The sequence below is a fragment of the Bradyrhizobium sp. NBAIM08 genome (genome assembly GCF_020193935.1).
GTDB classification, from domain to species: domain Bacteria; phylum Pseudomonadota; class Alphaproteobacteria; order Rhizobiales; family Xanthobacteraceae; genus Bradyrhizobium; species Bradyrhizobium yuanmingense.
The window spans coordinates 120,577-145,777 of record NZ_JADYVR010000006.1 but is presented as its reverse complement, the minus strand read 5'-3'; the positions used below and the strand labels follow the sequence as shown (position 1 = coordinate 145,777).

The 25,201-nt window shown below is 64.0% G+C and carries 24 protein-coding genes and 1 pseudogene; 14 read left to right on the top strand and 11 right to left on the bottom strand.

All coding sequences use genetic code 11. The features are described 5' to 3' along the window. Window positions 1-53: 53 nt before the first annotated feature. The gene (locus I6F37_RS21670; protein ID WP_036004553.1) at window positions 54-1,373 is read right to left on the bottom strand and encodes a CmpA/NrtA family ABC transporter substrate-binding protein; all 1,320 of its coding nucleotides are present in this window, start codon (window positions 1,371-1,373) and stop codon (window positions 54-56) included. A gap of 676 nt (window positions 1,374-2,049) precedes the next feature. Between I6F37_RS21670 and I6F37_RS21665 the strand changes: the two genes are divergently transcribed. Beyond that, window positions 2,050-2,889 carry a formate/nitrite transporter family protein gene (locus I6F37_RS21665; RefSeq protein ID WP_036004575.1) on the top strand — a complete coding sequence of 280 codons (840 nt, stop codon included), beginning with the start codon at window positions 2,050-2,052 and terminating at the stop codon, window positions 2,887-2,889. A gap of 60 nt (window positions 2,890-2,949) precedes the next feature. Then, on the top strand, window positions 2,950-4,686 hold the full coding sequence (locus I6F37_RS21660; protein ID WP_036004550.1) for a bifunctional protein-serine/threonine kinase/phosphatase: 1,737 nt from the start codon (window positions 2,950-2,952) through the stop codon (window positions 4,684-4,686). A gap of 75 nt (window positions 4,687-4,761) precedes the next feature. On the opposite strand, the gene I6F37_RS21655 is transcribed toward I6F37_RS21660, so the two are convergent. Then, window positions 4,762-5,631 (bottom strand): SDR family oxidoreductase, encoded by an 870-nt coding sequence (locus tag I6F37_RS21655; RefSeq protein ID WP_057026771.1) that lies wholly within the window; start codon window positions 5,629-5,631, stop codon window positions 4,762-4,764. Window positions 5,632-5,733: 102 nt separating this feature from the next. On the opposite strand from I6F37_RS21655, the gene I6F37_RS21650 reads away from it, so the two are divergent. Next, on the top strand, window positions 5,734-6,624 hold the full coding sequence (locus I6F37_RS21650) for a LysR family transcriptional regulator (RefSeq protein ID WP_225152630.1): 891 nt from the start codon (window positions 5,734-5,736) through the stop codon (window positions 6,622-6,624). A 16-nt stretch (window positions 6,625-6,640) separates the two neighbouring features. Here I6F37_RS21650 and I6F37_RS21645 read toward each other — a convergent pair whose 3' ends face one another. After that, window positions 6,641-7,558: a dioxygenase gene (locus tag I6F37_RS21645; RefSeq protein WP_225127421.1), complete on the bottom strand. Its 918-nt coding sequence runs from the start codon at window positions 7,556-7,558 to the stop codon at window positions 6,641-6,643. A 160-nt stretch (window positions 7,559-7,718) separates the two neighbouring features. On the opposite strand from I6F37_RS21645, the gene I6F37_RS21640 reads away from it, so the two are divergent. Next, window positions 7,719-8,993 (top strand): serine hydrolase, encoded by a 1,275-nt coding sequence (locus tag I6F37_RS21640; protein WP_225152628.1) that lies wholly within the window; start codon window positions 7,719-7,721, stop codon window positions 8,991-8,993. Window positions 8,994-9,043: 50 nt separating this feature from the next. On the opposite strand, the gene I6F37_RS21635 is transcribed toward I6F37_RS21640, so the two are convergent. From I6F37_RS21635 to I6F37_RS21625, 3 genes are all read right to left on the bottom strand, one after another. Further along, complete coding sequence (locus I6F37_RS21635; RefSeq protein ID WP_036025880.1) at window positions 9,044-10,363, bottom strand: TRAP transporter large permease; 1,320 nt, start codon at window positions 10,361-10,363, stop codon at window positions 9,044-9,046. After that, window positions 10,360-10,875: a TRAP transporter small permease gene (locus I6F37_RS21630; protein WP_057026775.1), complete on the bottom strand. Its 516-nt coding sequence runs from the start codon at window positions 10,873-10,875 to the stop codon at window positions 10,360-10,362. The genes I6F37_RS21635 and I6F37_RS21630 overlap by 4 nt, the downstream gene beginning before the upstream one ends. Before the next feature lie 82 nt (window positions 10,876-10,957). Continuing rightward, window positions 10,958-11,956 (bottom strand): TRAP transporter substrate-binding protein, encoded by a 999-nt coding sequence (locus tag I6F37_RS21625; RefSeq protein WP_036004529.1) that lies wholly within the window; start codon window positions 11,954-11,956, stop codon window positions 10,958-10,960. Between the two features lie 272 nt (window positions 11,957-12,228). On the opposite strand from I6F37_RS21625, the pseudogene I6F37_RS21620 reads away from it, so the two are divergent. From I6F37_RS21620 to I6F37_RS21590, 7 genes and pseudogenes are all read left to right on the top strand, one after another. Then, a pseudogene (locus tag I6F37_RS21620) lies at window positions 12,229-12,476 on the top strand (hypothetical protein); the annotation flags it as partial. A gap of 230 nt (window positions 12,477-12,706) precedes the next feature. Beyond that, complete coding sequence (locus I6F37_RS21615; protein WP_225127427.1) at window positions 12,707-13,528, top strand: FadR/GntR family transcriptional regulator; 822 nt, start codon at window positions 12,707-12,709, stop codon at window positions 13,526-13,528. Window positions 13,529-13,681: 153 nt separating this feature from the next. Next, entirely contained in the window at window positions 13,682-14,503 is an 822-nt protein-coding gene (locus I6F37_RS21610; protein ID WP_225143699.1) for an ABC transporter permease, read from the top strand. Further along, on the top strand, window positions 14,500-15,306 hold the full coding sequence (locus tag I6F37_RS21605; protein ID WP_225143697.1) for an ABC transporter permease: 807 nt from the start codon (window positions 14,500-14,502) through the stop codon (window positions 15,304-15,306). The genes I6F37_RS21610 and I6F37_RS21605 overlap by 4 nt, the downstream gene beginning before the upstream one ends. Continuing rightward, a complete protein-coding gene (locus tag I6F37_RS21600) occupies window positions 15,303-16,061 on the top strand; it encodes an ABC transporter ATP-binding protein (RefSeq protein WP_036004517.1) in 759 nt (252 codons plus the stop codon). The genes I6F37_RS21605 and I6F37_RS21600 overlap by 4 nt, the downstream gene beginning before the upstream one ends. Continuing rightward, window positions 16,058-16,390 carry a hypothetical protein gene (locus I6F37_RS21595; RefSeq protein WP_036004514.1) on the top strand — a complete coding sequence of 111 codons (333 nt, stop codon included), beginning with the start codon at window positions 16,058-16,060 and terminating at the stop codon, window positions 16,388-16,390. Before I6F37_RS21600 ends, I6F37_RS21595 begins: the two co-directional genes overlap by 4 nt. Window positions 16,391-16,394: 4 nt before the next feature. Further along, window positions 16,395-17,450, top strand: a complete 1,056-nt coding sequence (locus I6F37_RS21590) for an ABC transporter substrate-binding protein (RefSeq protein ID WP_036004511.1) — start codon at window positions 16,395-16,397, stop codon at window positions 17,448-17,450. Between the two features lie 79 nt (window positions 17,451-17,529). On the opposite strand, the gene I6F37_RS21585 is transcribed toward I6F37_RS21590, so the two are convergent. From I6F37_RS21585 to I6F37_RS21570, 4 genes are all read right to left on the bottom strand, one after another. Continuing rightward, window positions 17,530-19,077, bottom strand: coding sequence for a heme peroxidase family protein (locus I6F37_RS21585; RefSeq protein WP_225152626.1), 1,548 nt, complete (start codon window positions 19,075-19,077; stop codon window positions 17,530-17,532). Between the two features lie 255 nt (window positions 19,078-19,332). Then, entirely contained in the window at window positions 19,333-19,605 is a 273-nt protein-coding gene (locus I6F37_RS21580; protein WP_036025895.1) for a hypothetical protein, read from the bottom strand. Window positions 19,606-19,748: 143 nt separating this feature from the next. Then, window positions 19,749-20,480 (bottom strand): cytochrome c biogenesis CcdA family protein, encoded by a 732-nt coding sequence (locus tag I6F37_RS21575; RefSeq protein WP_036004503.1) that lies wholly within the window; start codon window positions 20,478-20,480, stop codon window positions 19,749-19,751. Between the two features lie 206 nt (window positions 20,481-20,686). Then, window positions 20,687-20,923 (bottom strand): hypothetical protein, encoded by a 237-nt coding sequence (locus I6F37_RS21570; RefSeq protein WP_225152816.1) that lies wholly within the window; start codon window positions 20,921-20,923, stop codon window positions 20,687-20,689. A gap of 515 nt (window positions 20,924-21,438) precedes the next feature. Between I6F37_RS21570 and I6F37_RS21565 the strand changes: the two genes are divergently transcribed. The 3 genes from I6F37_RS21565 (at window position 21,439) to I6F37_RS21555 (ending at window position 24,010) form a co-directional block, all read left to right on the top strand. Beyond that, window positions 21,439-22,488, top strand: coding sequence for a LysR family transcriptional regulator (locus I6F37_RS21565; RefSeq protein WP_036025896.1), 1,050 nt, complete (start codon window positions 21,439-21,441; stop codon window positions 22,486-22,488). Between the two features lie 29 nt (window positions 22,489-22,517). Beyond that, on the top strand, window positions 22,518-22,889 hold the full coding sequence (locus tag I6F37_RS21560; protein WP_020608151.1) for a helix-turn-helix domain-containing protein: 372 nt from the start codon (window positions 22,518-22,520) through the stop codon (window positions 22,887-22,889). Between the two features lie 299 nt (window positions 22,890-23,188). Further along, window positions 23,189-24,010: an enoyl-CoA hydratase gene (locus I6F37_RS21555; protein WP_225152624.1), complete on the top strand. Its 822-nt coding sequence runs from the start codon at window positions 23,189-23,191 to the stop codon at window positions 24,008-24,010. 33 nt (window positions 24,011-24,043) lie between these two features. Here I6F37_RS21555 and I6F37_RS21550 read toward each other — a convergent pair whose 3' ends face one another. Further along, window positions 24,044-25,123 (bottom strand): isocitrate/isopropylmalate dehydrogenase family protein, encoded by a 1,080-nt coding sequence (locus I6F37_RS21550; protein ID WP_225152622.1) that lies wholly within the window; start codon window positions 25,121-25,123, stop codon window positions 24,044-24,046. Window positions 25,124-25,201 lie beyond the last annotated feature (78 nt).

The following is a 25,201-nucleotide window of genomic DNA, read 5'->3' as shown; positions in this document are numbered from 1 at the left end:
TCCGGCGTGGCAGGGACGATGCGGCCGCCCCTAAAGGCGGCCGCAGGGCTCCATCAGACTTCGACGCGCTTGATCGCGAGCGACTTCAGATAGGCGGCCGGATTTTCAGGATCGAACACCTTGCCGTCGAAGAAGGTCTCCTTGCCGCGCGAGGTGGTGGCCGGAATGTCGGCGGCCGCGACGCCGAGGGTCTTGGCCGCATCGCGCCACATGTCCTCGCGGTTGACCTTGGCAATCAGCGCCTTGGTATCGAAGTTCGGCTCATACTTGCCCCAGCGGATGTCCTCGGTGAGGAACCAGAGATCGTGGCTCTGGAACGGATAGGAGGCATGATCGCGCCAGTACTTCATGACGTGCGGCGAGTTCTCGACCACCTTGCCGGGGATGCCATAGTCGAACTTGCCGGCGGTGCGATCGTAGACGTCCTCGACCGGGCAGTTGATCCACTGCCGCTTGGCCATGATGGCGGCCAGCTCCTGCTTGTTTTCCGCCTTGTCGGCCCATTGCTGGGCTTCCAGCACGGCCATCAGGATCGCCTTGCTGGCCTTCGGGTATTTGTCGACGAAGGCCGCGCGCATACCGAAGGACTTCTCCGGATGCTTATTCCAGATCTCGCCGGTGTTGACGGCGGTGTAGCCGATGCCCTGGTGGATGAGCTGGAGATTCCAGGGCTCGCCGACGCAGAAGCAGTCCATGGTGCCGACCTTCATGTTCGCCACCATCTGCGGCGGCGGCACCACGATGGTCTCGATGTCCTTGTCGGGATCGATGCCGCCGGCGGCGAGCCAGTACCGGATCCACAGATCGTGGGTACCGCCGGGGAAGGTCATCGCAGCCTTCACGGCCTTGCCGGACGCCTTCTTCTTCTCAAGCGCCGCCTTGAACGGCGCCGCATCGGTGCCGAGCTTGAGGTCGGCATATTCCTTGGCGACCGAGATGCACTGCGCATCGAGATTGAGCCGCGCCAGGATGTACATCGGCGTCGGCTGGTTGTTCTGCGTCACCTTGCCGGCCGAGATCAGGTACGGCATCGGGGTGAGGATGTGCGCGCCGTCGATGCCGTTGCCTTCGGAGCCGAGCACGAGGTTGTCGCGCGTGGTGCCCCAGGACGCCTGCTTCTGCACGTCGGTGTCAGGCACGCCGTGCTTGGCGAACAGGCCCTTGTCCTTGGCGACGAACAGCGGGCCGGCATCGGAGAGCGCAATGAAACCGAGCTTGGCTCCCTTGACCTCGGGGCCTGCGTCCTGCGCGAAGGCGCCGGCGGGGAAATTCAGCTTGGCGGCGGCGAGCAGTGCGGCGGTCGAGCCGGTGGCTTTCAACAATTGACGGCGGCTGAGGCCAGTCTCGGAGGGCCGGCGAATGCGCTTGGTCATAGGTCGTGTCGTCCTTTTGCGTCGTTGCGGAATGATTGCGTCAGTGCGCACGAGCAGCCCGTCCGTCCGTGACGCCAGAAAAAGGCGCATGCGAACGCGCGACGGGGAGACCCCGTTTGGGTGCGTCAGCAATTCGGATGAGAAGTCTCGCGGGACGGCTTCAATGGCGTCGGCTTGGAACTATTCAAGCTTCATGCCAAGCCCGCCACCGCCAAAAATGATGGATAATCAGATGCTTGGTAATTCCGCGCCTGACTAACGCAGCCCTGTTCCGCACGCGAAATTTGCGGTCTGCTCAATCCTTGTGCGTCGCACAAACGTTGTGCAGTCGCTCAAGCAAGAGGCGGTGCAGTTCTGCCAATCATCCCCCTGCAGCTGACATCCAGCTGAATTTGCTACCTTTTTCGATCGACGCGCCACGGCACACAAATTGCTTCTAAGGTTGCGTCAACGACGACTGCGGCTTGGCCGCATTGATGCAGCCTCTGGCGGCTGCATCCCGGAAGCTCACCTGCTTCGCGGTCTCCGGCTTCAGAGTCCTCGTGACGCGATTCCCAAGGCTTCCAGACTTTCCATAGCCCTCGTGCGCGGCAGGCTGCCCGCACGGCCGATGACGTTCAGCCGCGCCCTCGTCGGGGGCGTGTCGATCTCACTTACCAAGCAAAAGGAACCATTGATGTCGTATCTCGCGCCTTCGGAATTCGTCACCAAGATGGTGGATGCGGGCGAGTCCAAGATCTTCATGTCCACCCGGGATACCATCATCCGCGCCTACATGGCCGGCGCGATCCTGGCCCTCGCAGCCTGGTTTGCCGTCACGATCACCGTGAACACCGGCCAGCCGCTGGTCGGCGCGCTCTTGTTCCCGGTCGGCTTCGTCATGCTCTATCTCCTGGGCTTCGACCTCCTGACCGGCGTGTTCGTGCTCTCGCCGCTCGCGCTGATCGACAAGCGCCCGGGCGTTACGCTCAACGGCGTGCTGCGCAATTGGGGTCTCGTCTTCGTCGGCAATTTCGCCGGCGCCTTCACCGTCGCCTTCATGATGGCCTTCGTCACGACCTTCGGCTTCACGCAGGCGCCCGACAAGGTCGGCGCCGCCATCGGCAATATTGGCGAGGGCCGAACCCTTGGCTATGCCGCGCACGGCGCGGCCGGCATGGCGACGCTGTTCCTGCGCGGCATGCTCTGCAACTGGATGGTCTCGACCGGCGTCGTCGGCGCCATGATCTCGACTTCCGTCCCCGGCAAGGTCATCGCGATGTGGATGCCGATCCTGGTGTTCTTCTACATGGTGTTCGAGCATTCCGTCGTGAACATGTTCCTGTTCCCGTCGGGCCTGCTGCTCGGCGCGAAGTTCTCGATCATGGATTATCTGATCTGGAACGAGATCCCGACCGTGCTCGGCAACCTCGTCGGCGGCCTCGCCTTCACCGGCATGACCCTCTATGCCACCCATGTCATGACCCTGCCGAAGCGCCAGGCAGAGAAGCCCGCGAAGCCCCGCGTCGCGGCCTGATCGAATAGGTCTCGACAGGGGAGCCTCGCCCAAGCACGGTGAGGCTCCCTTCTCCCGGTGATGACGATGCCCCGCGGACTCCAGATCTCGGTCGGCCAGCACTCGGACAGGGGCCGCAAGCCCATCAACCAGGACTTTCACGGCGTCCTGATTCCGGAAGAGCCGCTGCTCAGCCTGAAGGGCATCGCGGCGGTTCTCGCCGACGGCATTTCCTCGAGCACGGTAAGCCAGATCGCCAGCGAGTCGGCGGTCAAGAGCTTCCTGATGGATTATTACTGCACGTCGGAATCGTGGACGGTGAAGACCTCCGCCCGCCGCGTGCTGGAGGCGACCAATTCCTGGCTGCATGCGCAGACGCGCAAGAGCCAATATGCCTATGACCGCGACAAGGGCTATGTCTGCACCCTCAGCGCCATGGTCATCAAGGCAACCACCGCGCACATCTTCCATGTCGGCGATTGCCGCGTCTATCGCGTCGCCGGCAAGGCGCTGGAGCAACTGACCGACGATCACCGCATCATCGTCTCGTCCGAGCAGACCTATCTCGGCCGCGCGCTCGGCATCAATCCGCAGCTCGAGATCGACTATCAGGCGATCGAAATCGAGGCCGGCGACACCTTCCTGCTGGCGACCGATGGCGCCTATGAATTCGTCGACGCCCGTTTCATCACGAGCGCGCTAAGCGAGCATGCAGCCGAGCTGGACGGGGCGGCGAAGGCGATCGTGGAGGAAGCCTATCGGCGCGGCAGCGACGACAACATCACCGTGCAGATCCTGCGGATCGATGCGGTGCCGCAGCGCGATCCGGCCGGCATCTTCAATCAGAGCTCGGAATTGCCGCTGCCGACGCTGCCGGAACCGCGGGCGATCTTCGACGGCTACCGGATCGTCCGCGAGATCCACGGCAGCAGCCGCAGCCATATCTACCTCGCCGTCGACACCGAGACCGAGCAGCCGGTCGCGCTCAAGCTGCCGTCGGTCGACCTACGCGACAACGCCGCCTATCTCAAGCGCTTCCTGATGGAGGAGTGGATCGCGCGCCGGATCGACAGCCCGCATGTGCTCAAGCCGCTGTCGCAGTCGCGGCGACGCGGCTATCTCTACGTCGCGACAGAGTTCGTCGAGGGGCAGACCTTGAAGCAGTGGATGACCGACAATCCGCGGCCCGATCTCGAAACCGTGCGCGGCCTCATCGAGCAGATCGCCGCAGGCCTACGCGCCTTCCATCGCATGGAGATGCTGCATCAAGACCTCAGGCCCGACAACATCCTGATCGACAAGACCGGCACCGCCAAGATCATCGACTTCGGATCGGTCAGGGTCGCCGGCGTGGCCGAGGCGGCGCCGCCAGGGGAGGCCGACGAAATCCTGGGCACCGTCCAGTACACGGCGCCGGAATATTTCCTGGGGCAAGGCGGCTCGCCGCGCTCCGACATGTTTTCTCTGGCCGTGATCTGCTACCAGATGCTGACGGGAAAGCTGCCCTACGGCACCCAAATCGCCAAAATCCGGCGCAAGGCGGATGTGCGAAAGCTTAAATATCGCGCCGCCGACGATGACCGCAACGTCCCCGCCTGGGTCGACGGCGCGCTCCGGCGCGCGCTCCATCCCGATCCCTACAAGCGGCACGAGGATCTCTCGGAATTCATCTTCGAGCTTCGCACGCCCAACCCGGCCTATCTCGACACGCGCATCACACCGCTCCTGGAGCGCAGCCCGCTGATGTTCTGGAAGCTGACAACGGCGGCGCTCGCCTGCGCCGTCGTCGTGCTGCTGGCCTTGCTGCATGCGCGCTGATCGAGATTGCCGCTCGCCACATGATTAATAGCGAGCGGCGCAGCCAGCCCGCCTGCGCTTCTGCTCTGGCAAGCCTCAAACGGGGGCCGCGATCTCGGCGACGAAGTCGCGATAGGAGCGCAAGGGACGGCCCAGCATGCCGGTCAGACGCTCGACGTCGCCGGGCTCAGGGATCATTCCCTCGGTGAGGAAACGCTCGCCCATCACCCGCATGTCGAAAGCCATCCAGGGCGGCATGAACTGCCTGAGGTTCTTCTCGAACCCCGCGGTGTCGTCTCCGCCGTAGGCGATCGCGCGGCCGAGCACCTCCGACCAGATCGCGGCGGCCTTCGCGCCAGTGAGTGTCTCAGGGCCAACAAGATTGATGCGTTCGAGCGGAAGCGGCGCTGCGGATGTCTCGCGGCGGATCAGTTCGATCGCAGCAATCTCGCCGATGTCGCGCGCGTCGATCATCGCAAGGCCCTTGCTGCCGATCGGCATCGGGTAGACGCCATATCCGGTCACGGCATCCTTGATCATGAGTTCGTTGTTCATGAAATAGGCGGGCCGCAGGATGGTCGCCTTGAAGCCCATCTGCTCGATCATGCGCTCGACCCCGAACTTGCCGGCGAAGTGCGGCACATTCACGTAGAGGTCGCTGTGAATGACCGACAGATAGACGAACCGCTCGATGCCGGCTTCGCGGGCAAGGTTGAGCGCAGTCAGCGCCTGAGTGAATTCGTCCGGCACCACGGCGTTGAGCAGGAACAGCGTCGAGACGCCCGAAAACGCAGTGCGCACGGAATCGACGTCCAGCAAGTCGCCCTGGGCGACGGCAACACCTGCCGGAAGGTTGGCCTTCTCGGGATTTCGGACGAGTGCGCGCACATCGGCGCCGCGCTTGACGAGTTGCTCGACGACGTTGCGGCCGATGGTGCCGGTGGCGCCGGTAACGAGGATGGTCATGGGATCACTCCGGTTGGGTATTGGAAGACACCCGGAAACTAATGATCCACATGCGAGCCGATAGGCGTTATATTTGGACAGACCGTCTCATTGGTGGAACAGATGGATTTGCTTGCGCTCGCCGATTTCAATCTCGTCGCCCGTCACGGAGGGTTCGGAAAGGCCGCGCGAGCAGCGGGGCGTCCGAAAGCGACCTTGTCTCGACGTGTGTCCGAACTGGAGAGCAGTCTTGATCTGCGTCTCTTCGAGCGCGGCGGGCGCACGCTCAAGCTCACCCAGGAAGGGCGCGCGCTCTATGAGCGGACGGGCGCACTCCTCACCGAGCTCGACGAAACCGCGGCCGCGATCGCCTCGGGCGGGGACAAGCCAAAGGGCAGGTTGCGGATCAGCGCACCCCTGCTCTTCTCGCAAACCGCGATGGGCCGTCTCGCGGCCGGCTTCGCCCTTCGGCATCCGCAAGTCCGGCTCGAAGTCACGACCGATGACCGCTACGTCGACATGATCGAGGAAGGCTTTGATCTCGTGATCCGGGTCAATCCCGATCCGGATGAAAGCCTGGTCGGCCGCATCTTCTTGCGCGACCGAATGCTGGTCGTCGCCAGCCCCGCTCTGAAGCACCCGAGAGGAAACCTCGCCGTTCCGGCCATCGTGCGCGGCGATGACAAAGCTGCGGTTTGGGACATCAGACGGCCAAGCGGCCCATCGCGCATCGCGATCGATCCCGTGCTTCGACTGTCATCCCTGATGATGGTTCGCGATGCCGTGAGAGCCGGTATCGGCGCCGCGAGGCTGCCGCTGTCGCTCGTCAGCCACGATCTTGCCGCCGGCACGCTCGTTCGATGGGGCGACGTCGAGGGAGCCGACATCGCCCTATGGACGCTCTATCCCTCGCGGCGATTGCTCAGTGCGCGCGTCTCCGCTTTCCTCGATTATCTGAGAGACGCCTTTCCAAAGGGAACGCCCGACGAGTTGGCAGCCTATATCGGGGGATGACTGAGATTTCGCATCCTCACGCCGGCTCGGTCGCCTTCATCCCGAGCGGCTTCGGCGCCATGCCGCCGCCCGGCTTGAGGTGGAATTCGTAAGTCATCAAATGCCACCGCCCGTTCGCCGTGGTGCCGTCGGGCATCTCAAGGTCGTTGCGCGGCTCGACCTTGGCGACGAGGTCGTCCTTCACGCCGAACACCACGTCGGAGTCGAGATATTTGTCACCGTCCATGAAGACGTGCGTGATCAGCGGCTCATAGCCTCTGGCATTGACCAGGAAGTGCACATGCGCCGGGCGCATCGGGTGGCGGCCGGTCTGCACGATCATCTCGCCGACCGGACCATCGGTCGGGATCGGATAGCTGCACGGCAGGATGGTGCGGAAGAAGAAGCGGCCATCGTCATCGGTGATGAAGCGCGCCCGCGCCGAGGCGCCGACCTCATCGTAGTTCGGCTTCTGGGAATCGTAGAAGCCGTCGTCATCGGCGTGCCAGACGTCGACGGGAACGCCGGCGAGCGGCTTGCCCTCGAGGTCGGTGACGCGGCTCTGCACGAACATCCGCTCGCCGGTCTGGTTGTTCGGCGAGATGTCGGTGCCGTGCGCAGTCACCTTGTGCTCCCCGACATAGAACGGGCCGAGCACTGTGGTCTCCGTGGCACCGTCGCGATCCCTGTGATTGACGGCGTCGACCAACATGGAGACGCCGAGCACGTCGGACAAGAGGATGAATTCCTGGCGGGTGTCGGTGCATTTCTGCCCGGTCCGGGTCAGGAAATCGATGGCATATTCCCATTCCGCGAAGGTGAGACCGGTCTTGCTCACGTAATCGTGCAGCGACCTCACCAATTCCTGCAGCAGAAATTTCGCGCGCGTATCGGGCGTGTGGTCGAAGCTCCTGACGACGGCTTCGGTGAGTTCGGTCTCGGTGAACTGAGTCATGGTGCGTTTGCCCTCGCGTTCTTCTCGTTGGCCCCGGCGGGCTCCTTGCGTTCCGAGCCCGAGTCTACACCAGCCGGCCCGGCCTCGTTAAGCGCAACTGGCTTGGAATGCGGCCGTCATTTCGGTATCAACTTTCCGACAAAACGCCCCGGAGGAACTGATGCTCGCCCCCACCCCCGCTTCGCCCGAATCCGTCGGCATGTCCAAGGCCGCGCTCGACCGCGTCGATGCGCATCTCAAGCGCCGGTACATCGATGCCGGGCGTTTCCCGGGCACGCATCTTCTGGTCTACCGCCGCGGCAAGGTCGCGCACAGCTCGGTGCAGGGCTTTGCCGATGTCGAGCGCAAGGTGCCGGTGAAGGACGATACGATCTATCGCATCTATTCCATGACCAAGCCGCTCACCAGCGTCGCCTTCATGATGCTGGTCGAGGAAGGCCTCGTCGCCATCGACGAGCCCGTCGCGAAATATATTCCGGAGTGGAAGGACCTCAACGTGTTCGTCGCCGGCACCTATCCGGCGTTCCTGACCCGGCCGCCGTCGCGGCCGATGCTGATCGTCGACCTCTTGCGCCACACCTCCGGCCTAACCTATGGCTTCCAGCAACGCTCCAACGTCGATGCCGCCTACCGCAGTGAAAAGATCGGCGAGGTCGAAAAATCAGGCACACTCCAGACCATGGTCGAGGGCCTGGCCAAGATCCCGCTGGAGTTTTCGCCGGGCGAGTCCTGGAATTACTCCGTTGCGACCGACGTGATCGGCTATCTCGTCGGCAAGATCTCCGGCATGCCGTTCGAGCAGTTCCTGAAACAGCGCATCCTCGATCCACTCGGCATGACCGACACCGACTTCCACGTCCCGGCCTCGAAGGCGCATCGCTTCGCCGCCTGCTATTCCGCCGATCCCGGCGGCGGCATGACCTTCCATGCGGGCCAGCGCCGCGAGGGGTTGACGCTCCAGGACGACCCGGCAACGAGCTCGTTCCTGTCGCCGCCCTCGTTCATCTCCGGCGGCGGCGGGCTGTGCTCGACCGTTGCCGACTATCTGACCTTCTGCCGTGCGCTGCTCAATGGCGGCGAGCTCGGCGGCGTCAGGCTGATCGGGCCGAAGACGCTGGCGCTGATGACGACCAACCACATTCCGGGCGGCCGTGCGCTGCCGGAAGTCTCGCGCTCGCTGTTCTCGGAAGCGACCTATAACGGCATCGGCTTCGGTCTCGGCTTCGCCGTCACCATGCGCCCGGCCGAGACATTGATCGCCGGCAGCCCCGGCGAATACAATTGGGGCGGCGCCGCCACGACCTCGTTCTGGATCGATCCGGCCGAGGACCTGATCGCGATCTTCATGACGCAAGTGCTGCCGTCGAGCGCCTATCCGATCCGCCGCGAGCTGCGCAGCATGGTCTACGCCGCGATCACCGAAAGCAATCTGTAGTCCACCGCGACGACCCCGCGACGCCGGCCGCGGGATCACGCCATCGCCCCTCACTTGAGCATTTCCGGCACGATCAGGCGCGGCAGGAACAGCGACACGCTGGGCCAAATGATCACCGCCGCCAGCACGAGTAGCATCGGGATCAGCATGATGACCGTGTCCTTCAGCGCATAGCGCAGCCGCACGCCCGCGATCGAACAGGCGATCATCAGACAGAGGCCGTAGGGCGGCGTCACCAATCCGAAGGCCAGCGAGACGATGGAGATGATCGCGAACTGGACCGGATGCAGATCGACGGACCTGGCGAGCGGCTCCAGCACGGTGCCGACGATGATGATCGCGGGGATGGCGTCGAGAAAGCAGCCCACCACCAGAAAGCAGAAGGCGATGAAGAAGCCGGCCGCGACGGGACCCATGCCCCATGTCGAAACGTTCGCCAGCAGTTCTTGCGGGATCTTGTAATAGGCCAGCAGCCAGCCGAACGCACTGGCGGTGCCGACGCAGAACAGCGCCACGCCGGCGAGGCGCCCAGTGTCGAGCAAGGCTCTGTACAATTCACGGATTCCCGTCTCGCGGTAGAAGAACGCCGAGAGCACGACGGAATAGAGCACGGCAACGCAGGCGGACTCGGTCGCGGTGAACCAGCCGAGCAGAATGCCGCCGACGATGATGAACGGCGTTATTAACGCGGGTATCGACCGCCAGATGGCGCATCGCATGTCGACCCAGGTCGACTTCGGATAGGTCGGGTAGCCGCGGCGCACCGCATAGACGTGCACCGTCGCCATCTGCGCGCCCGCGATCAGCAGCCCGGGCACGATACCGGCCAGATACATCGCCGCTATCGAGGTCGAGATCAGACCGCCCCACACGATCATCAGGATCGAGGGCGGAATGACGACCGCAAGAACCGCGGAGGCCGCCGTGATGGCAATGGAAAACGAGAGATCGTAGCCCTCCTTGGTCTGCGCATCGATGAAGATCTTCGATTGGCTCGCCGCATCCGCAGTGGAGGAGCCGGAGATGCCGGCAAAGAACACCGACAGCACGACGTTGATCTGCGCCAGCGACCCCGGCCAGTGCCCGACCATCGAGCGCGACAGCGCCACCAGGCGATCCGTGATACCGCCTATACTCATCAGGTTCGCCGTCAACAGAAAGAACGGCACCGCGAGCAGGATGAACGAGTTGTATGCGTTGAAAGTCTCCTGCGCGAGCGTCATCAGCGACAGGCGCGGCTCGATCAGAAGGATCGGCACGCAGGCAAGACCCAGCGCGAAGGCGACCGGCACCCGCACGATCAGCAGGCCGACGAAGACCCCGAACAGCACCATGGCGGCCTGTCCGGCAGAAAGTACGGTGCCGTTCATTGCTGTGCCCCGACCAGAACGCGCAGTTCATCGAGCATCTGTTCGCCCGCAAACACAATCCATGTCACGCCGGCCACCGGCCAGGCGACGTGGATCAGCCAGAGCGGCAGATCGGCCAGCTCCGACGTCCTGTTCCAGGCGAAGCGTGTGAATTCGATGCCGGCCGACACGAACACGAGGGCCAGTGCCAGCACGCCGAGCCGCGCGAGGATCCGCACTGCGGCCTCCGACCGCCGCGACAAATCGGGCCACACGTCGACCTCGAAATGCTGAGCCTCGCGGATGCCGACCATGGCGCCGATCATGATCGTCCAGATGAACAGGAATCGCGCCATCTCCTCGGTCCAGATGTAGGAGGGAATGAACGGCGTGTAGCGCGAGACGATCTGCAATGTGACGGGGATGACCAGGATGCCGACGCAGGCGGCAAGCAGGAATTCCAACAATTTCGCATAGGCCGCGGTGACGCGACGCCACAGCGACGGTGTGGACGGGACGTGCATTTCGGACATTGGAGCTCCGTACGGCGCTCATCCGCCATGTCCGGGCAGGAAGCGGGGCCTGCCCGGAATGCTGTCGGCGGACAGGGCGGCCTCAGACGACGTTGATCTTCTCGAAAATGCCCTCCGCGCCGATCTCCTTGGCGTAGGTGGCCATCACGGGGTCGGCGAGCTTCTTCATGGCGTCCCGCTCCTCGAACGGAACGCGCTTGAGCTTGCCGGCCTTCTCCAGCGTGTCGAGCTTGACGACCTCCTCGCTCGACTCGAGCTGGCGGCCGTAATCGCCGGCCTCCTTGCCCGCTTTCATGATCGCGTCCTGCAGATCCTTCGGCAGGGTCTTCAGCGTCTTGACGGAAAAGCAGATCGGCCGGATCGACACGGCGTGCTGGGTCAGGTTGAGATGCGGCGCCACTTCATAGAACTTCATCGCCTCGACGCCGGCCGCTTCGTTCTCGCCGGCTGATATCACCCCGTTCTGGATCGCGTTGTAGACTTCGTTATAGGCGATCACCGTGGGGCTCATGCCAACGGCCGCAAAGGTCTTCGACCAGATCGGCGCGCCCTGCACGCGCACCTTGAGGCCCTTGAGGTCGGCGAGGTTCTTGAGCGGCTTGTTGGCGAAGATGTTGCGGATGCCGCCGCCGGCATAACCGATCAGAACCACGTCCGCCTTGGCCGCGACCTCGTCGGCGACTGGCGCCAGGATATTGGCTTCGACCACCTTGTTCATGTGCTCGATGCCCTTGAACACGAAGGGCGCATCGATGAACGGGGCGGCCTTGGCGAAGGTCGACATGTGAGCCGGCGAGACGATGCCGTAATCGACTGCCTTGCCTTGCGACATGTACTCGAAATACTGCTTCTCGAGGCCGAGCGAGGAGTTCCTGTGCAGGGTGAAGTTGACGGGCTTGCCGTAATATTTCTTCACCAGCTCCTCGAACCGCAGCAGGGCCCGATTGAAGGCATGGTCGTCATTGAACTGCACGGCACCGTTCAGTGTGATCGGGGCTTGCGCCCTCAGGATCGACGGCATGCCGATGGCAGCTGCCGCAGTGGTTGCACCGATCCCAGCGAGAAATGACCTTCGCTTCATCGTCTCCCCTCCCTTTGATGCTCCGGCCCTGTCGCCGGGCCGTGAGCGCAGCCGTTATGCGGCTTGCGAGAGGCAAGCGTATGAAAAACCTCGGCGGGACGGAAGTCATTTCGCGTGGGCTGGAGCTACCCCTTCGTCGCAGGACTGCACGTAAACGCCTGCTGCACTGCAACTCGCCGCTTCGGTATGCGGCGGAGGCGCGAGGTCTCCGGCGATCAGGAGCGCGCTGGACGGACGGCGAAAATTCGTGGCGCAGCACAATTCCTGCGCCTATGGTCTCTTCAAAATCATTGTCCGGTGCTGCCGCGCTGGAACCGGGACGCCTGCGTTCGCCAAAGCTTACCTTGCCCGTTCGGCTCGCCTCCTTGTCGCCGGAACGACGCTACCGCTGATCGTTTTCGCGGTGGGCCTTGCCTATTACAACTACCATCAGGATCGCAGCGAGGCTGCGCGCCGTTTGCTGGAAACGGTGCGTAGCATGCGCATGGTGCTCGATGCCGAGGTGCAGCGGATCACGGGGGCTTGCCCCTGCCGCGCGGCGTCGTCTGCACTGTGACCTGCACGCTGGAGGAGACGCTTTGATCCGCGGTCCACGCGCATATCGCAACGCAACACGGGGTGTGCTGCGACAATTGCGCTTGCCCTCATCCATTCATCCGATGTTAAACATCCGATGATTGCAGCTGCCGGGGCGTGGCAGCCAAATACAAACGAACCAGCCGCGACAGGCCGGACGGGAGAAACGTACGAGTGGCAAGAGCGCGCCCGAGCCCCGTCGACAAGCCGATCAAGCCCGGCCGCATTCGCGCCGTGCTGACGACGCTCGGCCGGGAGATCGCGCAGGATCTCATTCCGGTCGGGACAGCCCTGCCGCCGGAACCTGAGCTCGAAGCCCGCTTCGGAGTCGGGCGCGGCGTGGTGCGCGAAGCCATCAAGACGCTCGCCGCCAAAGGTCTGGTCAGCGTGCGGCCGCGCCACGGCACGCACGTGCTGCCGCGCCATGAATGGAGCCTGCTCGACCGCGACGTGCTGAGCTGGCTGGTCGGTCAGGACGAGCCGGATCGGGACCTTCTGCTGGCAATCCAGGAGGTGCGCTCGATCATCGAGCCCGCTGCCGCAGCGCTTGCGGCCGAGCGTGCAACAAGGAACGACCGCTGGCGGATCGACACGGCCCTGGCGGCGATGCAGACTGCAAAGGACCAGGCCAGCGCCCTCGCTGCCGACAAGGCTTTCCATCTCGCCATCCTGGACGCGACCCACAATCCGGTCCTCCAGGGCTTTCGCGGGGCGATCGATACCATTCTGGGCACCGTCTTCACCGTTGCCGTCGGCGGCCCCGGCGGCTGGTTCAAGGACAATCTGCCGAACCACGTCATGGCGGCGCGGGCCATCGAGAGCGGCAACCCGGAGAAGGCGCGCGCCGCGATGGAACGGCTGCTGGGCTACACCCGATCGAAGCTGTCGAACCGAAAGACCATTATCGCCGCGGCGGCTCGCAAAGCGGATGGATCGACCCTGCGCGCCGTCAGGAAGCCGAGCCTCAACCGCAAGAGAAAGCGCCATGCACCGTGACATGAGGGGCTTGGCCCGGATCCCCGCTCCGCGCGGATCGCGAGGAGGGTCGCAACCGATACAGATATGCGATTGCGCGAGACGCGGCTACGATACCAGCAATGATCAGTGGGAAATGCCGGTACAGGCATAGCTGAGCGTCAGGGAGGTCGAATGCAGCTGACGGACAGTCTGAAAGGCCGATCGTCGCGGCTGATGCGCAGCGTCAACTCGCTGGCCGGCGCTGCAATGTTCGTCGCGCCGCTGCTTGCGCTGGTCGCGGTCTGGGCCGCCGTGATCCCGCTGTTCAACGTCAATCCGCGCGTGTTTCCCTCGGTCGGCGCGGTCGGCACCGCCGCGCTTGACTCGATCCGGGACGGCACGTTGTTCGCGCATGTCGGCGCCAGCCTTTTGCGCGTCGGCCTGGGGACACTGATCGGCATCGCCACGGCGGTGCCGCTCGGCATCGCCATGGGCGTCAGCCCGACGGTCGCGGCCTTTCTCACGCCGCTGTTCCGGTTCTTCTCGGTGCTCGCCGGCATTGCCTGGATCCCGATCGCGACGCTGTGGTTCGGTTACGGTTTCGGCGCGATCGTCTTCGTGATCTTCAACGCCGTATTCTTCGTCGTCGCCTACAACACGCTTCTCGGCGTCAGGACCATCCCGCACACGCTGCGCAACGCTGCCGCCTCGCTCGGCGCCGGCCGCTGGGCGCTGCTGACCGAAGTACTGCTGCCGGGCGCGCTGCCCAATATCGTCACTGGCATTCGCACCGGCCTGGGCTTTGCCTGGCGCGGCCTGATCGCCGCGGAGATGATCGCGACCAATGTCGGGCTCGGCTACATGCTGTTCGTCGCGCGCGATTTCTACCGCACCGAGGTGATCGTGTTCGGCATGATCGTGATCGGCGTGCTCTGGCTTCTGATCGACCGTTTGCTGCTGGTCCCGCTGGAACGCGCGACTATCGAGCGCTGGGGCATGGTGAGGCGCGCATGAACGTCCTGCTGCAAATCTGGGCCGGCTATGCCCGCCTGATCCGGCGCTGGCCGGGCATCGCCGCGATCATTCCCTTCATCCCGGTGCTGGCGCTGTGGACCGCGGTCAGCGAGGCCGGGCTGTTTCCACGCGCGTTCTTCCCCGGCCCGGCCGACGTCATCCGCGCATTCTTCACGCTGACCTACAAGGGCATCCTGCCCGACTATCTCCAGGACAGCCTGATCCGGCTCGCGACCGGCGCCGCGGTCGGCATGGCGCTCGGCATACCCTTGGGCATCCTGATCGGCACCAGCCGCTGGGCGCATCGCATCTGCTGGCCGGTGCTGCTGTTCTTCCAGGCCATCGGCGACATCGCCTGGCTGCCGATCCTTCTGATCTGGTTCGGCTTCGGTCTGACGACGATGACCTTCGTCATCGTCTACACCGTGCTGTTCCCCGTCGTGCTCAACACCGTGCTCGGCGTGGAATCGGTACCGCGCGATCTGTCACGCGCCGCCTTGAGCCTCGGGGCTTCGCAGGCGCGCGTGCTGTGGGAGGTGACGCTGCCGGGCGCCCTGCCCAACATCATCACCGGCCTGCGCAACGGACTCGGCTACGGCTGGCGCGCGCTGATCGCGGTCGAGATGATCGTCGGCACGTCGGGCATCGGCTTCATGATGTTCGATGCGCGCCGCGCCGGGTCGACCGTCGAGATCATCCTCGGCATGATCATTCTCGGACTGCTCTGGTACATCGTGGACGCCTGGATTCTCGCCCCGCTCGAGCGTGCGACCGGCCAGCGTTGGGGATTAGTGACATCATGAAGACGCTCTCGCTGCGCAATCTCGGCAAGACCTATTTCGACCCTTATGCAGGCGCGCATGTCACCGCCGTCCACGACGTCTCACTCGAGGTCGAGCCCGGCGAGTTCATCTCGGTGGTCGGCCCCTCCGGCTGCGGCAAGACGACGATCCTGAACATGATCGCCGGCTTCATTCCCTATTCGAAGGGGGACATCCTGCTCGACGGCAAGCCGGTGCACGGGCCCGGCCCCGAGCGGGGCGTCGTGTTCCAGTCGTTCGCGCTGTTTCCCTGGAAGACCGTGCTCGACAATGTCGGCTTCGGGCCGAAGATGCGCGGCGTGCCGAAGGCCGAGCGCGACCGCATCGCGCATGAATATCTCGCGCTTGCCGGGCTCTCGCATGCGGCGCACCGCTATCCCAACGAGCTTTCCGGGGGCATGCAGCAGCGCGTCGGCGTGGTGCGCGCACTCGCCAACAACCCTGACGTCCTCTTGATGGACGAGCCGTTTGCCAGCGTCGACGCGCAGACGCGCATGACGCTCCAGGAGGAGCTGACGCGCATCTGGCAGGAGCGCAAGCCGACGGTGATCTTCATCACCCATGACGTGTCGGAAGCGGTGTTTCTCGCCAATCGCGTGGTCGTGCTCTCGAAGGGACGCGTGCTCGACGAGATCGCGGTCGACCTGCCGCGTCCTCGCATCTGGGACGATCTCGTCAGGGATGATGAGTTCAAGCAGCTCTCGGCGCGCGTGCTGCAGATGGTGCGCGCAGCATGAGCATCGCCTCCGAAGCCCTGCGATCACCCAAGCTGCGCATCGCGCTCGGCGCAATTGCGGCATGGGCGCTGTTTCAGCTCTGGCTGACCATCGCGGCGCCCGGAAAGATCTCGCCGCAGCTCACGGGCACGTCGGAAAAGGTGAACGTGCAGATCGAGCTGCCGTTCACGCCGGAGCGTTTCCACGTGCTCGCCTTCCAGCAATACGGACGCGTCTCGGGCACGGACGAGCATTCGATCGAGCTGCGCGGTGTCAAAAGAACGGACCTCAATGCCGTGGCCCGGCCCTATTGGGTGACGGCGGTGGGGCCGTTAAAAGAGGGAGGCTGAGACTATGAAACGACTCTTGCTGCTTGGATTGGCGCTTCTCGCCGGCATGGTGCCGGCAAGCGCCCAAACCCTGACGAAACTCAAGGCCGGCATGGTCACTGGCATCGACCAGATTGGCCTGCCTATCGCGCTCGAGCGCGGCTTCTTCGAGAAGTACGGGCTCGACGTCACGATCGCACGCCCCTACGCCACCGGTGTCGACGCGCTGAACGCGTTGCAGGCCGGCGAGAGCGAGATCGTGCAGGTCGGCGTACCCATGATCGGCGCGGTGCTGCGCGGCATGGACCTCGTCGCGCTGGGCAATTACAGCGGCAACGCCACCAAGGCCGGCTCCGATGCCACGATGGCGATCATCGCGCGCGAAGGCTCGGGCATCGTCAAGGGCGACCTGTCGACGTTGAAGGGCAAGAAGATCGCGGCGTCGTTCGGCACGATCAACCATCTCTATATCCTGGCGACGCTGGAGAAGGCCGGACTGAAACCCGACGACGTAACATTGGTCAACACCCCGCCCCCGGACATGACCGTCGCCCTGCTCGCCAAGGGCATCGACGCGTTCTCGGGCTGGGACCCCTGGCCGATCGTCGCGGGCAAGGACGTGCCGGGCGCCGTCGAGATCATTCGGGGCGGCGACGTGATCTCCTATATCGGCTTCAACGTCGCGTTGCGCCCATGGGTGCAGGCCAACGGCGAGACCATCGAGAAATTCCTCGCCGCCGTCTCCGAGGCCGACCAATGGATGCGCAAGAACCCGAAGCTGGCGGCACAAGTCGCCACGCGCTGGATTCCAGGCCTGAAGCAGGAGGTCGCGGAGGCCGCGATGCAGTTCAACATCCAGCAGGCGGACCGCCGGCTGTCGGCGAACAACTACCGCGCGCTGTGGAGCGCCCAGGACCGGCTCACCCGGCTCGGCATCCTCAAATCGACCTTCGACGTCAATGCGCATATTGAGCCGAAGCACATTCTCAAGGTCATGAAAGACCGTCCTCAGCTGTTCGCCGACCTGCCGCCGATCCCGGAGACGGCGGCGATCACGCCGGGCTACGTGTTCAAGCCCTGAGCATTGTTGCAAACGTCCAGACCGGCGCGCCATGCACGCCGGTCCGGCCCATCGTCTGCAACGCTGGCAGGCGTCTGGTCTAGACCGTCGAGATGCCGTCGATCGGGCTGACATCCCCGACGAAACGCAGCAGGTCGGCCATCGTGAATTCGCCCGGCACTTGCGACGGCAGCGTCGGCTTCCAGGTCTTGCCCTTGAGCCAGAGATACGACTGGTGGTCGCCATGGACGAGGCCGACGAAGACTTCGGCAAGCAGGGTCGCGCCGACCGGGCCGAGCCTTTCGCCGCTGCCCCGCTGCTCCGCCTCCTTGAGGATGTAGTACCAGAGCGGAGTGTTTTGGTGCAGGCCATGCTTTTTCGCCACGGCGCCGTCGCTCCCCTTCGAGATTTCTTCCGGCGTCAGCGGATTCTTGATCTTCATGGCCTTGGCGACGTCCTGCCCGGACGGCAATCCCAGCAACACGCCGCGCTTGAGGTTGCGGAACGGCAGGCTGCCGCCGTCACCAGGCAGGGTATGGAGTTGCGGCACGATGAACGGGTCGATCTTGCGGGAGGGATTGAGCGTCACGCCCGCAGGGTTGCTCGGCAGCACCTGAAAGTAGCGCCGCCAGTCGATGATCCAGTTGCTCGAAAGCACCGGAAGCGGGAGCGGCGGCTGAATCGGATTGGGCGCGAGATCTCCGATGATTCCTCCCGAAAGTCCCGTGAACCTGAACAGCAAATCGAGAGTTGCAGGAATCCCGCCCGGGCCGGGCGTGAAGATCCGGTTGTGGCTATAGACCTGGCGCACCATGCTGTGGCCGAGACGATAGACCGCCCCCGAAAACTCGACGGGCATGTAGGGGATCTTCTTGAACCGATAGAAGCGCCGCCCCTGCTCGAGGATCTTTGCGACGATCCCCTTCTCGGTAATCCGCTCCACGAAATCGTGCAGGACCATCCATTGGTAGTGCCAGGTCACGATCCGGCGCGCTTCCTCGAAGATCTCGCCCGCCGGCTTGCCGGACGCCGCGAGCTGATCGCAGACCTTGTTGTGAAACTTCAGCATCGCAAGGTGGGTTTGCGCGACGACCAGGTTCTCGTCGTTGCGGTGATCGCCGATCAGGGCAAACCCCTCGGGATTGCGCGGCAGGTCGTTGCGATGATCGCCGGTGATGTCATCGACGTTGACGGTCTTGCCGATCAGCAGCTTGGGGCCCGGTGTCTTGCCGCTGTCGCTGGCCGAATTGCGCGCGTAGAGATGACGGCTGCCGTCGGGGCCGAGACCATAGACGCTGTCGAGATCGAGTGCGGGCGTGCGGAAATTCGTGACCGCCGTCGGATCGGCTTCCTTCTCGCCGAAGGAGGTCAGATCGAGCGTGATGTCGTGATCCACGAATTGGCCGAGATAGGTGAAACCCGCCGGGACGTTGAGGTTGTTGCCCGCGGCGTCGCCGGGGGCGGGATCCTTCATCGCGTCGGCGAGCTCGCGCAGCGGACCGTCGTCGACAGCCAGCGGCTCCAGGGTCGGAAACATCCGGCCAAACATGCCCGGATCGTCGTGTCCGGAAAGCGTATCCAGAAATTGTCGCGTCGGTTGACGTCCGGCCTTGCCGTGACCGGGATGAACATTCACGTCGGTTCCCATCGCTTGCTCCTGCTCAAATGCTTTAGGGGAGAGGGGCGCCGAAGATGTCGCTTCCAAAATTCTCGTTTCAGTATACGTTCAGAAGAATTGCCCCTCAGGGTGTAGTACGATGAAATATTACTACAGATTGCATTCTCTGGGCGGCTCCTACCGCGAGGCTTTTTGCCCCACCAGCCACACAGGCTTTTGATCGTCCGAAGCTCGAGCAGGAAAGACTAAGGCGCGATCGACGCGTCGGCTGAATCTCTCAGCGCGTCAGCGCTTGGCAGCGAACCGCGACCAGATCTCAGCGTCCGTGTAGAAGTCCACGCCGCCATCGAGATCTCTCACCAGCCACTCGCCGAGATAGACGATCTGGGTGCCGCTGCGCCGCTCGTGCCGAAGCTCGAATTTTCCGTCGGCATCCTTCTGCAGCGAGCAATTCGACTGAACCCAGCTCGGCCACTCCTGCAACGGCTGCCCCAAAAATTGCCAGGCAACCAACGCCGCGTTGTCCGACAGGGGTTCTAAGCGCAGTGTCTTGGTCACGTGATCTCCACCATGCGAGTTGTCCCCCGATGCAACGCCTCGGGACCGGAAAGGTTTGGAATCGTCGTTCCGTGGCAGCATGCCTGACCGTTTTCAACGGTTCCTCTACTTTTTCGTCCGTGAAAACCCGGTCCCCGCGCGCCCTAACCGATCGTCTGCAGCACCGGAAACGTCTCCAGCAGCCAGATGCTCACATTCGAGACCGCGCCGGTGAGAAAGCCGATGCCGGTGAGCACCATCAGGACGCCCATGGCGCGCTCGACGTTGACGAGGTGGCCCTTCATGCGCGCGAACAGCGCGGAGAACTGTTCGATCATCAGCGCGGCGATCAGGAATGGGATGCCGAGGCCCGCGGAATAGACCGCGAGCAGGCCGGCGCCCCTCGTCACCGTGGCTTCCGCCGCGGCGACCGAGAGGATCGCGGCGAGGATCGGGCCGATGCAGGGTGTCCAGCCGAACGCGAATGCGAGACCCATGATATAGGCGCCCCAGAGGCCGACCGGTTTGGGGATCGGCAGGCGTCCTTCCCGCATCAGAAAGCCGATGCGCGTCAGGCCGAGGAAGTGCAGGCCCATGATGATGATGACGATGCCGGCGAGGATCGACAGCTCCGCCGACCAGGCACGGATCAGCCCGCCGATCAGCGAAGCGCTGGCGCCGAGCGCCACGAAGATGGTGGAGAAGCCGAGCACGAACAGGAGCGCCGACATCATGATCGCGCGCTTGGAGGCCGCGACTGGCTCGTCGCTCTCGACATGCTCGATCGTGGCGCCCGTGAGGTAAACCAGATAGGGCGGAACCAGAGGCAGGACGCAAGGCGAGAGGAAGCTGACGAGGCCGGCAATCAGTGCGGCCGGAATCGAAACATTTTGCATGATGCAATCGGAGCCATCTCAGGCCCCGTCAGGGCGCGCAGGGACCGCGCCCGGCCCGGAGCCGAACCGGCTCTGGTGTAGCCCATGCCGGAGAATGCGCAACAGAGGCGCACAAAGCCAGGGCTCCGCCCGATGCCCTCCGTGATCACAGATGCGGCATCGGGACGCGCACAAACCTCGCCGGAAAGCGAGATTGGGCGGCGCGGCTACTTCACCACGCGGAGCAGCGGACGCCGGGGCTGGTCCTGCGTCTGCTTGGAAGGGGGCGGCGGCTCGCTGGCAGCGCTCCGCAGCATTTCGTCGCACAGCGCCTTGAGATCGGCACTGTCGATTCCTTTCAGTCTCATCCTGACGTCGAGGATGACGATGGACAGCATCTCGGCCGACTCGCGGCTGTTGCAGGCATTGAGAACCCTGCGGCACTCCTCGAGCGTTTCCAGCACCGACTGCAACTGTTCGTCTGAATGCGACACCGGCGTTCTTTCCGTTAATTCGGCCTGCGAGACGTATCTGTCACGCCCCCTTCGGCCCCCATGGAAGACGATAGATAGCACGAGGCGACTGCGCCTTCGAACCTGATTTCAGTGTGTTTCTGCTGTGGAACCGGGTTCCCGCTCGCATCGCCATGCGGCGCCTTTGGCGACCGCCGCAATGCTCCGGGAGCGAACGCCTGACGCGGTGCGATTGATCCAGCAACGGCGAAGAGCACCGACTCCTGCGCAAGACCGTTCATTGCAGTCAGCGCCGGCACTCCCGCAGCCATCTCGCGGCTCGCAACGGAACTCACGTCATACCCCTCACTCGAGCCGATTAGCCTCGCCCGAATTCCCAGCCCATGGGAGCATCCAAATACCGCCCTAAGGTAGTAAGGATGACGTTCAAAACTCGTCGTTCCCCAACCCGTCGTGGTTGTGGTTTGCGCCAGATTCTGCCAGTTTAGCGTTCCAAAGGGAATTGTATGCACTCCTTGGCGGAAAGGGGCGTTCCTCTGGAGGAACGCCCAAAGACAAATATCAGCGGCCTCTCCGACTGGGACGCCGCCCGCATATTCTTGGAAGTCGTCCGATGCGGAAGCTTTCGCTCGGCGGCCGAGCGCCTGTCTCTGTCGATCAACGCCGTGCGGCGCCGCATCGACGATTTCGAACGCCAGACCGGCACCACGTTATTCACGCGCGACGTCCACGGCACCCATCTGACCGATGAGGGCGCCCTGGTGGTCTCCGCCGTCGAGCGCATGGAGGCAGCCACCTTCGACGTGCTGCGCGCCAGCGATTCGATGGCCAACGCGCTGTCGGGCGAGGTCCGCGTCGCCGTCACCGAGGGGCTCGGCACATTCTGGCTTGCCCCCCGCCTGGTCGAATTCCAGCAGGCCTATCCGAAGATCCTGGTGGACCTGCATTGCGCGATGCGCTCGGCCGACGTCTCGCGCCACGAGGCCGACGTCGCCATTCATCTGTCCCGTCCCTCGGCGCTGGACATCAAGCTGGTGCGGCTCGGCCGCATGCATCTGATGTTCTGGGCCTCGGAGAAATACATCGCAAAGCATGGCGCGCCGCGCTCGGCGGCGGAATTGATCAAGCATCGTCTGGTGCTGCAATTCGCCGACCAGCTCGCCGCCAAGGAATCCTTCGAAAGCTTTTTCCCGGGCGTGTCCGAACGTGACCTTCTGGTCATGAAGACCAACGTCTCGAGCGCCAACTATTGGGCGGTCGCGAATGGCGCCGGCATCGGCGTCTTCCCGAGCTACGCCATTGCGCTCGGCGGGAAATTAATTCCACTGGAGGTCGAGCTGAACCGACCGCTGGATATCTGGCTGTCCTACCACCCTGGTAGCGGCCGTATCCCGCGCGTGCGGCACATGATTGACTGGCTGATCGAGGCTTTCAATCCGGCCCGCTTCCCGTGGTTTAAGGAAGAGTTCGTGCACCCGCATGAATTCAAGGACTCGTATATGGGCGAACCCCTGACCCAGCTCTTCGGGGGATTTTCAACCGAAGAACAAAGGTGAAAACAGAGATGAAAGCAGCGGCCAAAAGAATGAAGCAGCGCAGCGCGGGCAAGCCGGACATCGAGCTTGGCAAGCGGATCCGTCTGCGGCGCGTCGAGATGAAGATCTCGCAGGCCGAGCTCGGCGAGAAGCTCGGCGTCAGCTTCCAGCAGGTGCAGAAATACGAGAAGGGCGTCAATCGCGTCGGCGCGGCCCGGCTTCAGCAGATCGCCTCCGCCCTCGATGTGCCCGTGACCTTCTTCTACGACGGCGACAACAAGGCCCGCGAAGTCGAGAGCCTGCTCTTTCTCGATTCGGCCTTCAGCCTCCGCCTGCTGCGCGCCTACAGCAAGATCAAGGATCAGACGGTGCAGCGTCAGCTCGTCTCGCTGATGGAATCGATCGCGGCGAACGAGAGCTGAGGCCGGTCGACGGTCCGGCCTTCACGGCCGACGTTCAATCCGCCGCGTCACGGGGGGCGCGGCCGGATTGCACGAGATCGGCCGAAAGATGTCTGCGCGCAACCGCGCGCGGCCGGTCTCGGGGCGGCATGGCCGCCCCTTTTTGTTGGCGGTCTTCCCCCGACCTTTCCGCCTCCGTCGAACGCCGCGCGCCATGCAATCGCAGCACGGGCGGATGCAGGCTCTCCTCTCCCGCGCCAGTTGACCGCGGCGGTGCCTGCGCCGCACATTGCGCCTCGCCACCGAGCAGCGAGCGCGCGATGCCAGACGTTATCAGCACGACCGGAACACCTTACGCCGACGGCAAGATTCTGACGCACACGGCCGATGGCGTCGGCGTGATCACCTTCAACAATCCCGACAAGCGCAACGCGATGTCGCTGGAGATGTGGGAGGGATTTGGCGAGGCGCTGACGGTCTTGCGCGACGACGACACGGTGCGCGTCGTGATCCTGCGCGGCGCCGGCGGCAAGGCGTTCGTCTCGGGTGCCGACATCAGCCAGTTCGAGAAGGTGAGGCACAATGCGGCGGCATCCGAGCAATACGCCAAGCGCAGCGCCGCCCAGCGCGCGCTGCTCGCCGATTATCCCAAGCCGACCATCGCCTGCATCGACGGCTATTGCCTCGGCGGCGGCATGCAGGTCGCCATGCTCGCCGACATCCGCCTCGCCTCGCATGAAAGCCAGTTCGGCATTCCCGCCGCCAAGCTCGGCATCGCCTATGGCTATGACGGCCTGCGGCATCTGGTGTCGCTGGTCGGGCCGTCCTGGGCGCGGCTGCTGATGTATACGGGCATGCGCATCGATTCCGCCGAGGCGCTGCGCATCGGCCTCGTCGAGCGCGTGTTTCCGCAAGGCGAGCTCTGGGGCGAGACCATGGCGATGGCCGAGACGATCGCGCAGAACGCCCCGCTCGCGATCAAGGCGGCCAAGATCACAATCGCGCAGGTGCTGAAGGACGAGAGCCGGCGCGACATGGAGGCGATCAAGGTGATCGGCAATGCCTGCATGGACAGCGCGGATTTCCGCGAGGGCCGGCAGGCCTTCATGGAAAAGCGGAAGCCGCAGTTTAGGGGGAAGTAATTTCGTCGTGGAGAGAGGCCAGGAGCACAGCCCCTACAGCGCTCCCAGCACCGCTTTCGTGATGTCAGCCGTGCCATTGCCGCCGCCGAATTCCATCGGCTTGATGCCGCCGGCATAGACCTGGTCCACCGCACGCTCGATCGTCTCGCCGGCTTCCGCAGCGCTCTCGATGCCGTGCTTGTCGGCGAGCCAATCCAGCATCATCGCGGCGGACAGGATCATGCCGGTGGGGTTGGCCTTGCCCTGCCCCATGATGTCAGGCGCCGTGCCGTGGCACGGCTGGAACACCGCATACTTGTCGCCGATGTCGGCGGACGGCGCCATGCCGAGGCCGCCGATCAGGCTTGCGGTGATGTCGGAGACGATGTCACCGAACATGTTCTCCATCACCATCACGTCGAAATCCCAGGGACGCTTGACCAGCATCGCCGAGCAGGCATCGACATAGAGCCGGTCGGTCTTCACGCCAGGATGCTTCTTCTCGATCTCGTCGAAGATGCCGCGGAAGAACGCAAAGGCCTTGAACACGTTCGCCTTGTCGACGCAGGTGAGTGCGCCCGGCTTGCCGCGCGCCTTGCGCCGCTCGGCAAGGCGGAACGAGAACTCGAACAGGCGCTCGGAGGTTTTGCGCGTGATCACCATGGTCTCGCGCGCGTCCTCATGGGTGACGACGCCCTTGCCCATCGAGGCGAACAGGCCCTCGGTGGACTCCCGGATCACGACAAGATCGATGCCGCGCTGGTCGGCACCGACGATCGGGCTCGGCACGCCCGGAATGAGGCGCGCCGGGCGCAGGCCGGCATAGAGATCGAAGATGAAGCGCAGCTCGATCTGCGGCGCGATCTCGGTATTGTCGGGGTAGCGCACCGACGGCAGGCCGCAGGCCCCGAGCAGGATCGCGTCCGCCTCCTCGCAGAGCTTGATGGTGCTATCCGGCATCGACTTGCCGGTCGCGAGATAATGGTTGGCGCCGGCCGGCGCCTCGGTGAAGCGGAAGCCGAGGCCGGACTTCTCGCCGACCTTGCGCAGCACCTCCAGCGCCGGCGCCATGACTTCAGGGCCGATGCCGTCACCGGCGAGCACGGCAATGTGGAAGGCGTTGTTTGCGGACATTTAAGGCCTCAAGGGAGGTGTCAACCAGGTCGTCATTGCGAGCGAAGCGAAGCAATCCAGAACTGCATCCACGGAGAC

Coding starts and splice junctions, on each gene's coding strand:
- I6F37_RS21605 (WP_225143697.1), top strand. CDS start 14,500: ATGAACGTCCTGCTGCAAATCTGGGCCGGCTATGCCCGCCTGATCCGG.
- I6F37_RS21610 (WP_225143699.1), top strand. CDS start 13,682: ATGCAGCTGACGGACAGTCTGAAAGGCCGATCGTCGCGGCTGATGCGC.
- I6F37_RS21665 (WP_036004575.1), top strand. CDS start 2,050: ATGTCGTATCTCGCGCCTTCGGAATTCGTCACCAAGATGGTGGATGCG.
- I6F37_RS21565 (WP_036025896.1), top strand. CDS start 21,439: ATGCACTCCTTGGCGGAAAGGGGCGTTCCTCTGGAGGAACGCCCAAAG.
- I6F37_RS21550 (WP_225152622.1), bottom strand. CDS start 25,123: ATGTCCGCAAACAACGCCTTCCACATTGCCGTGCTCGCCGGTGACGGC.
- I6F37_RS21645 (WP_225127421.1), bottom strand. CDS start 7,558: ATGACTCAGTTCACCGAGACCGAACTCACCGAAGCCGTCGTCAGGAGC.
- I6F37_RS21640 (WP_225152628.1), top strand. CDS start 7,719: ATGCTCGCCCCCACCCCCGCTTCGCCCGAATCCGTCGGCATGTCCAAG.
- I6F37_RS21635 (WP_036025880.1), bottom strand. CDS start 10,363: ATGAACGGCACCGTACTTTCTGCCGGACAGGCCGCCATGGTGCTGTTC.
- I6F37_RS21560 (WP_020608151.1), top strand. CDS start 22,518: ATGAAGCAGCGCAGCGCGGGCAAGCCGGACATCGAGCTTGGCAAGCGG.
- I6F37_RS21585 (WP_225152626.1), bottom strand. CDS start 19,077: ATGGGAACCGACGTGAATGTTCATCCCGGTCACGGCAAGGCCGGACGT.
- I6F37_RS21600 (WP_036004517.1), top strand. CDS start 15,303: ATGAAGACGCTCTCGCTGCGCAATCTCGGCAAGACCTATTTCGACCCT.
- I6F37_RS21595 (WP_036004514.1), top strand. CDS start 16,058: ATGAGCATCGCCTCCGAAGCCCTGCGATCACCCAAGCTGCGCATCGCG.
- I6F37_RS21670 (WP_036004553.1), bottom strand. CDS start 1,373: ATGACCAAGCGCATTCGCCGGCCCTCCGAGACTGGCCTCAGCCGCCGT.
- I6F37_RS21650 (WP_225152630.1), top strand. CDS start 5,734: ATGGATTTGCTTGCGCTCGCCGATTTCAATCTCGTCGCCCGTCACGGA.
- I6F37_RS21660 (WP_036004550.1), top strand. CDS start 2,950: ATGACGATGCCCCGCGGACTCCAGATCTCGGTCGGCCAGCACTCGGAC.
- I6F37_RS21625 (WP_036004529.1), bottom strand. CDS start 11,956: ATGAAGCGAAGGTCATTTCTCGCTGGGATCGGTGCAACCACTGCGGCA.
- I6F37_RS21630 (WP_057026775.1), bottom strand. CDS start 10,875: ATGTCCGAAATGCACGTCCCGTCCACACCGTCGCTGTGGCGTCGCGTC.
- I6F37_RS21655 (WP_057026771.1), bottom strand. CDS start 5,631: ATGACCATCCTCGTTACCGGCGCCACCGGCACCATCGGCCGCAACGTC.
- I6F37_RS21555 (WP_225152624.1), top strand. CDS start 23,189: ATGCCAGACGTTATCAGCACGACCGGAACACCTTACGCCGACGGCAAG.
- I6F37_RS21590 (WP_036004511.1), top strand. CDS start 16,395: ATGAAACGACTCTTGCTGCTTGGATTGGCGCTTCTCGCCGGCATGGTG.
- I6F37_RS21575 (WP_036004503.1), bottom strand. CDS start 20,480: ATGCAAAATGTTTCGATTCCGGCCGCACTGATTGCCGGCCTCGTCAGC.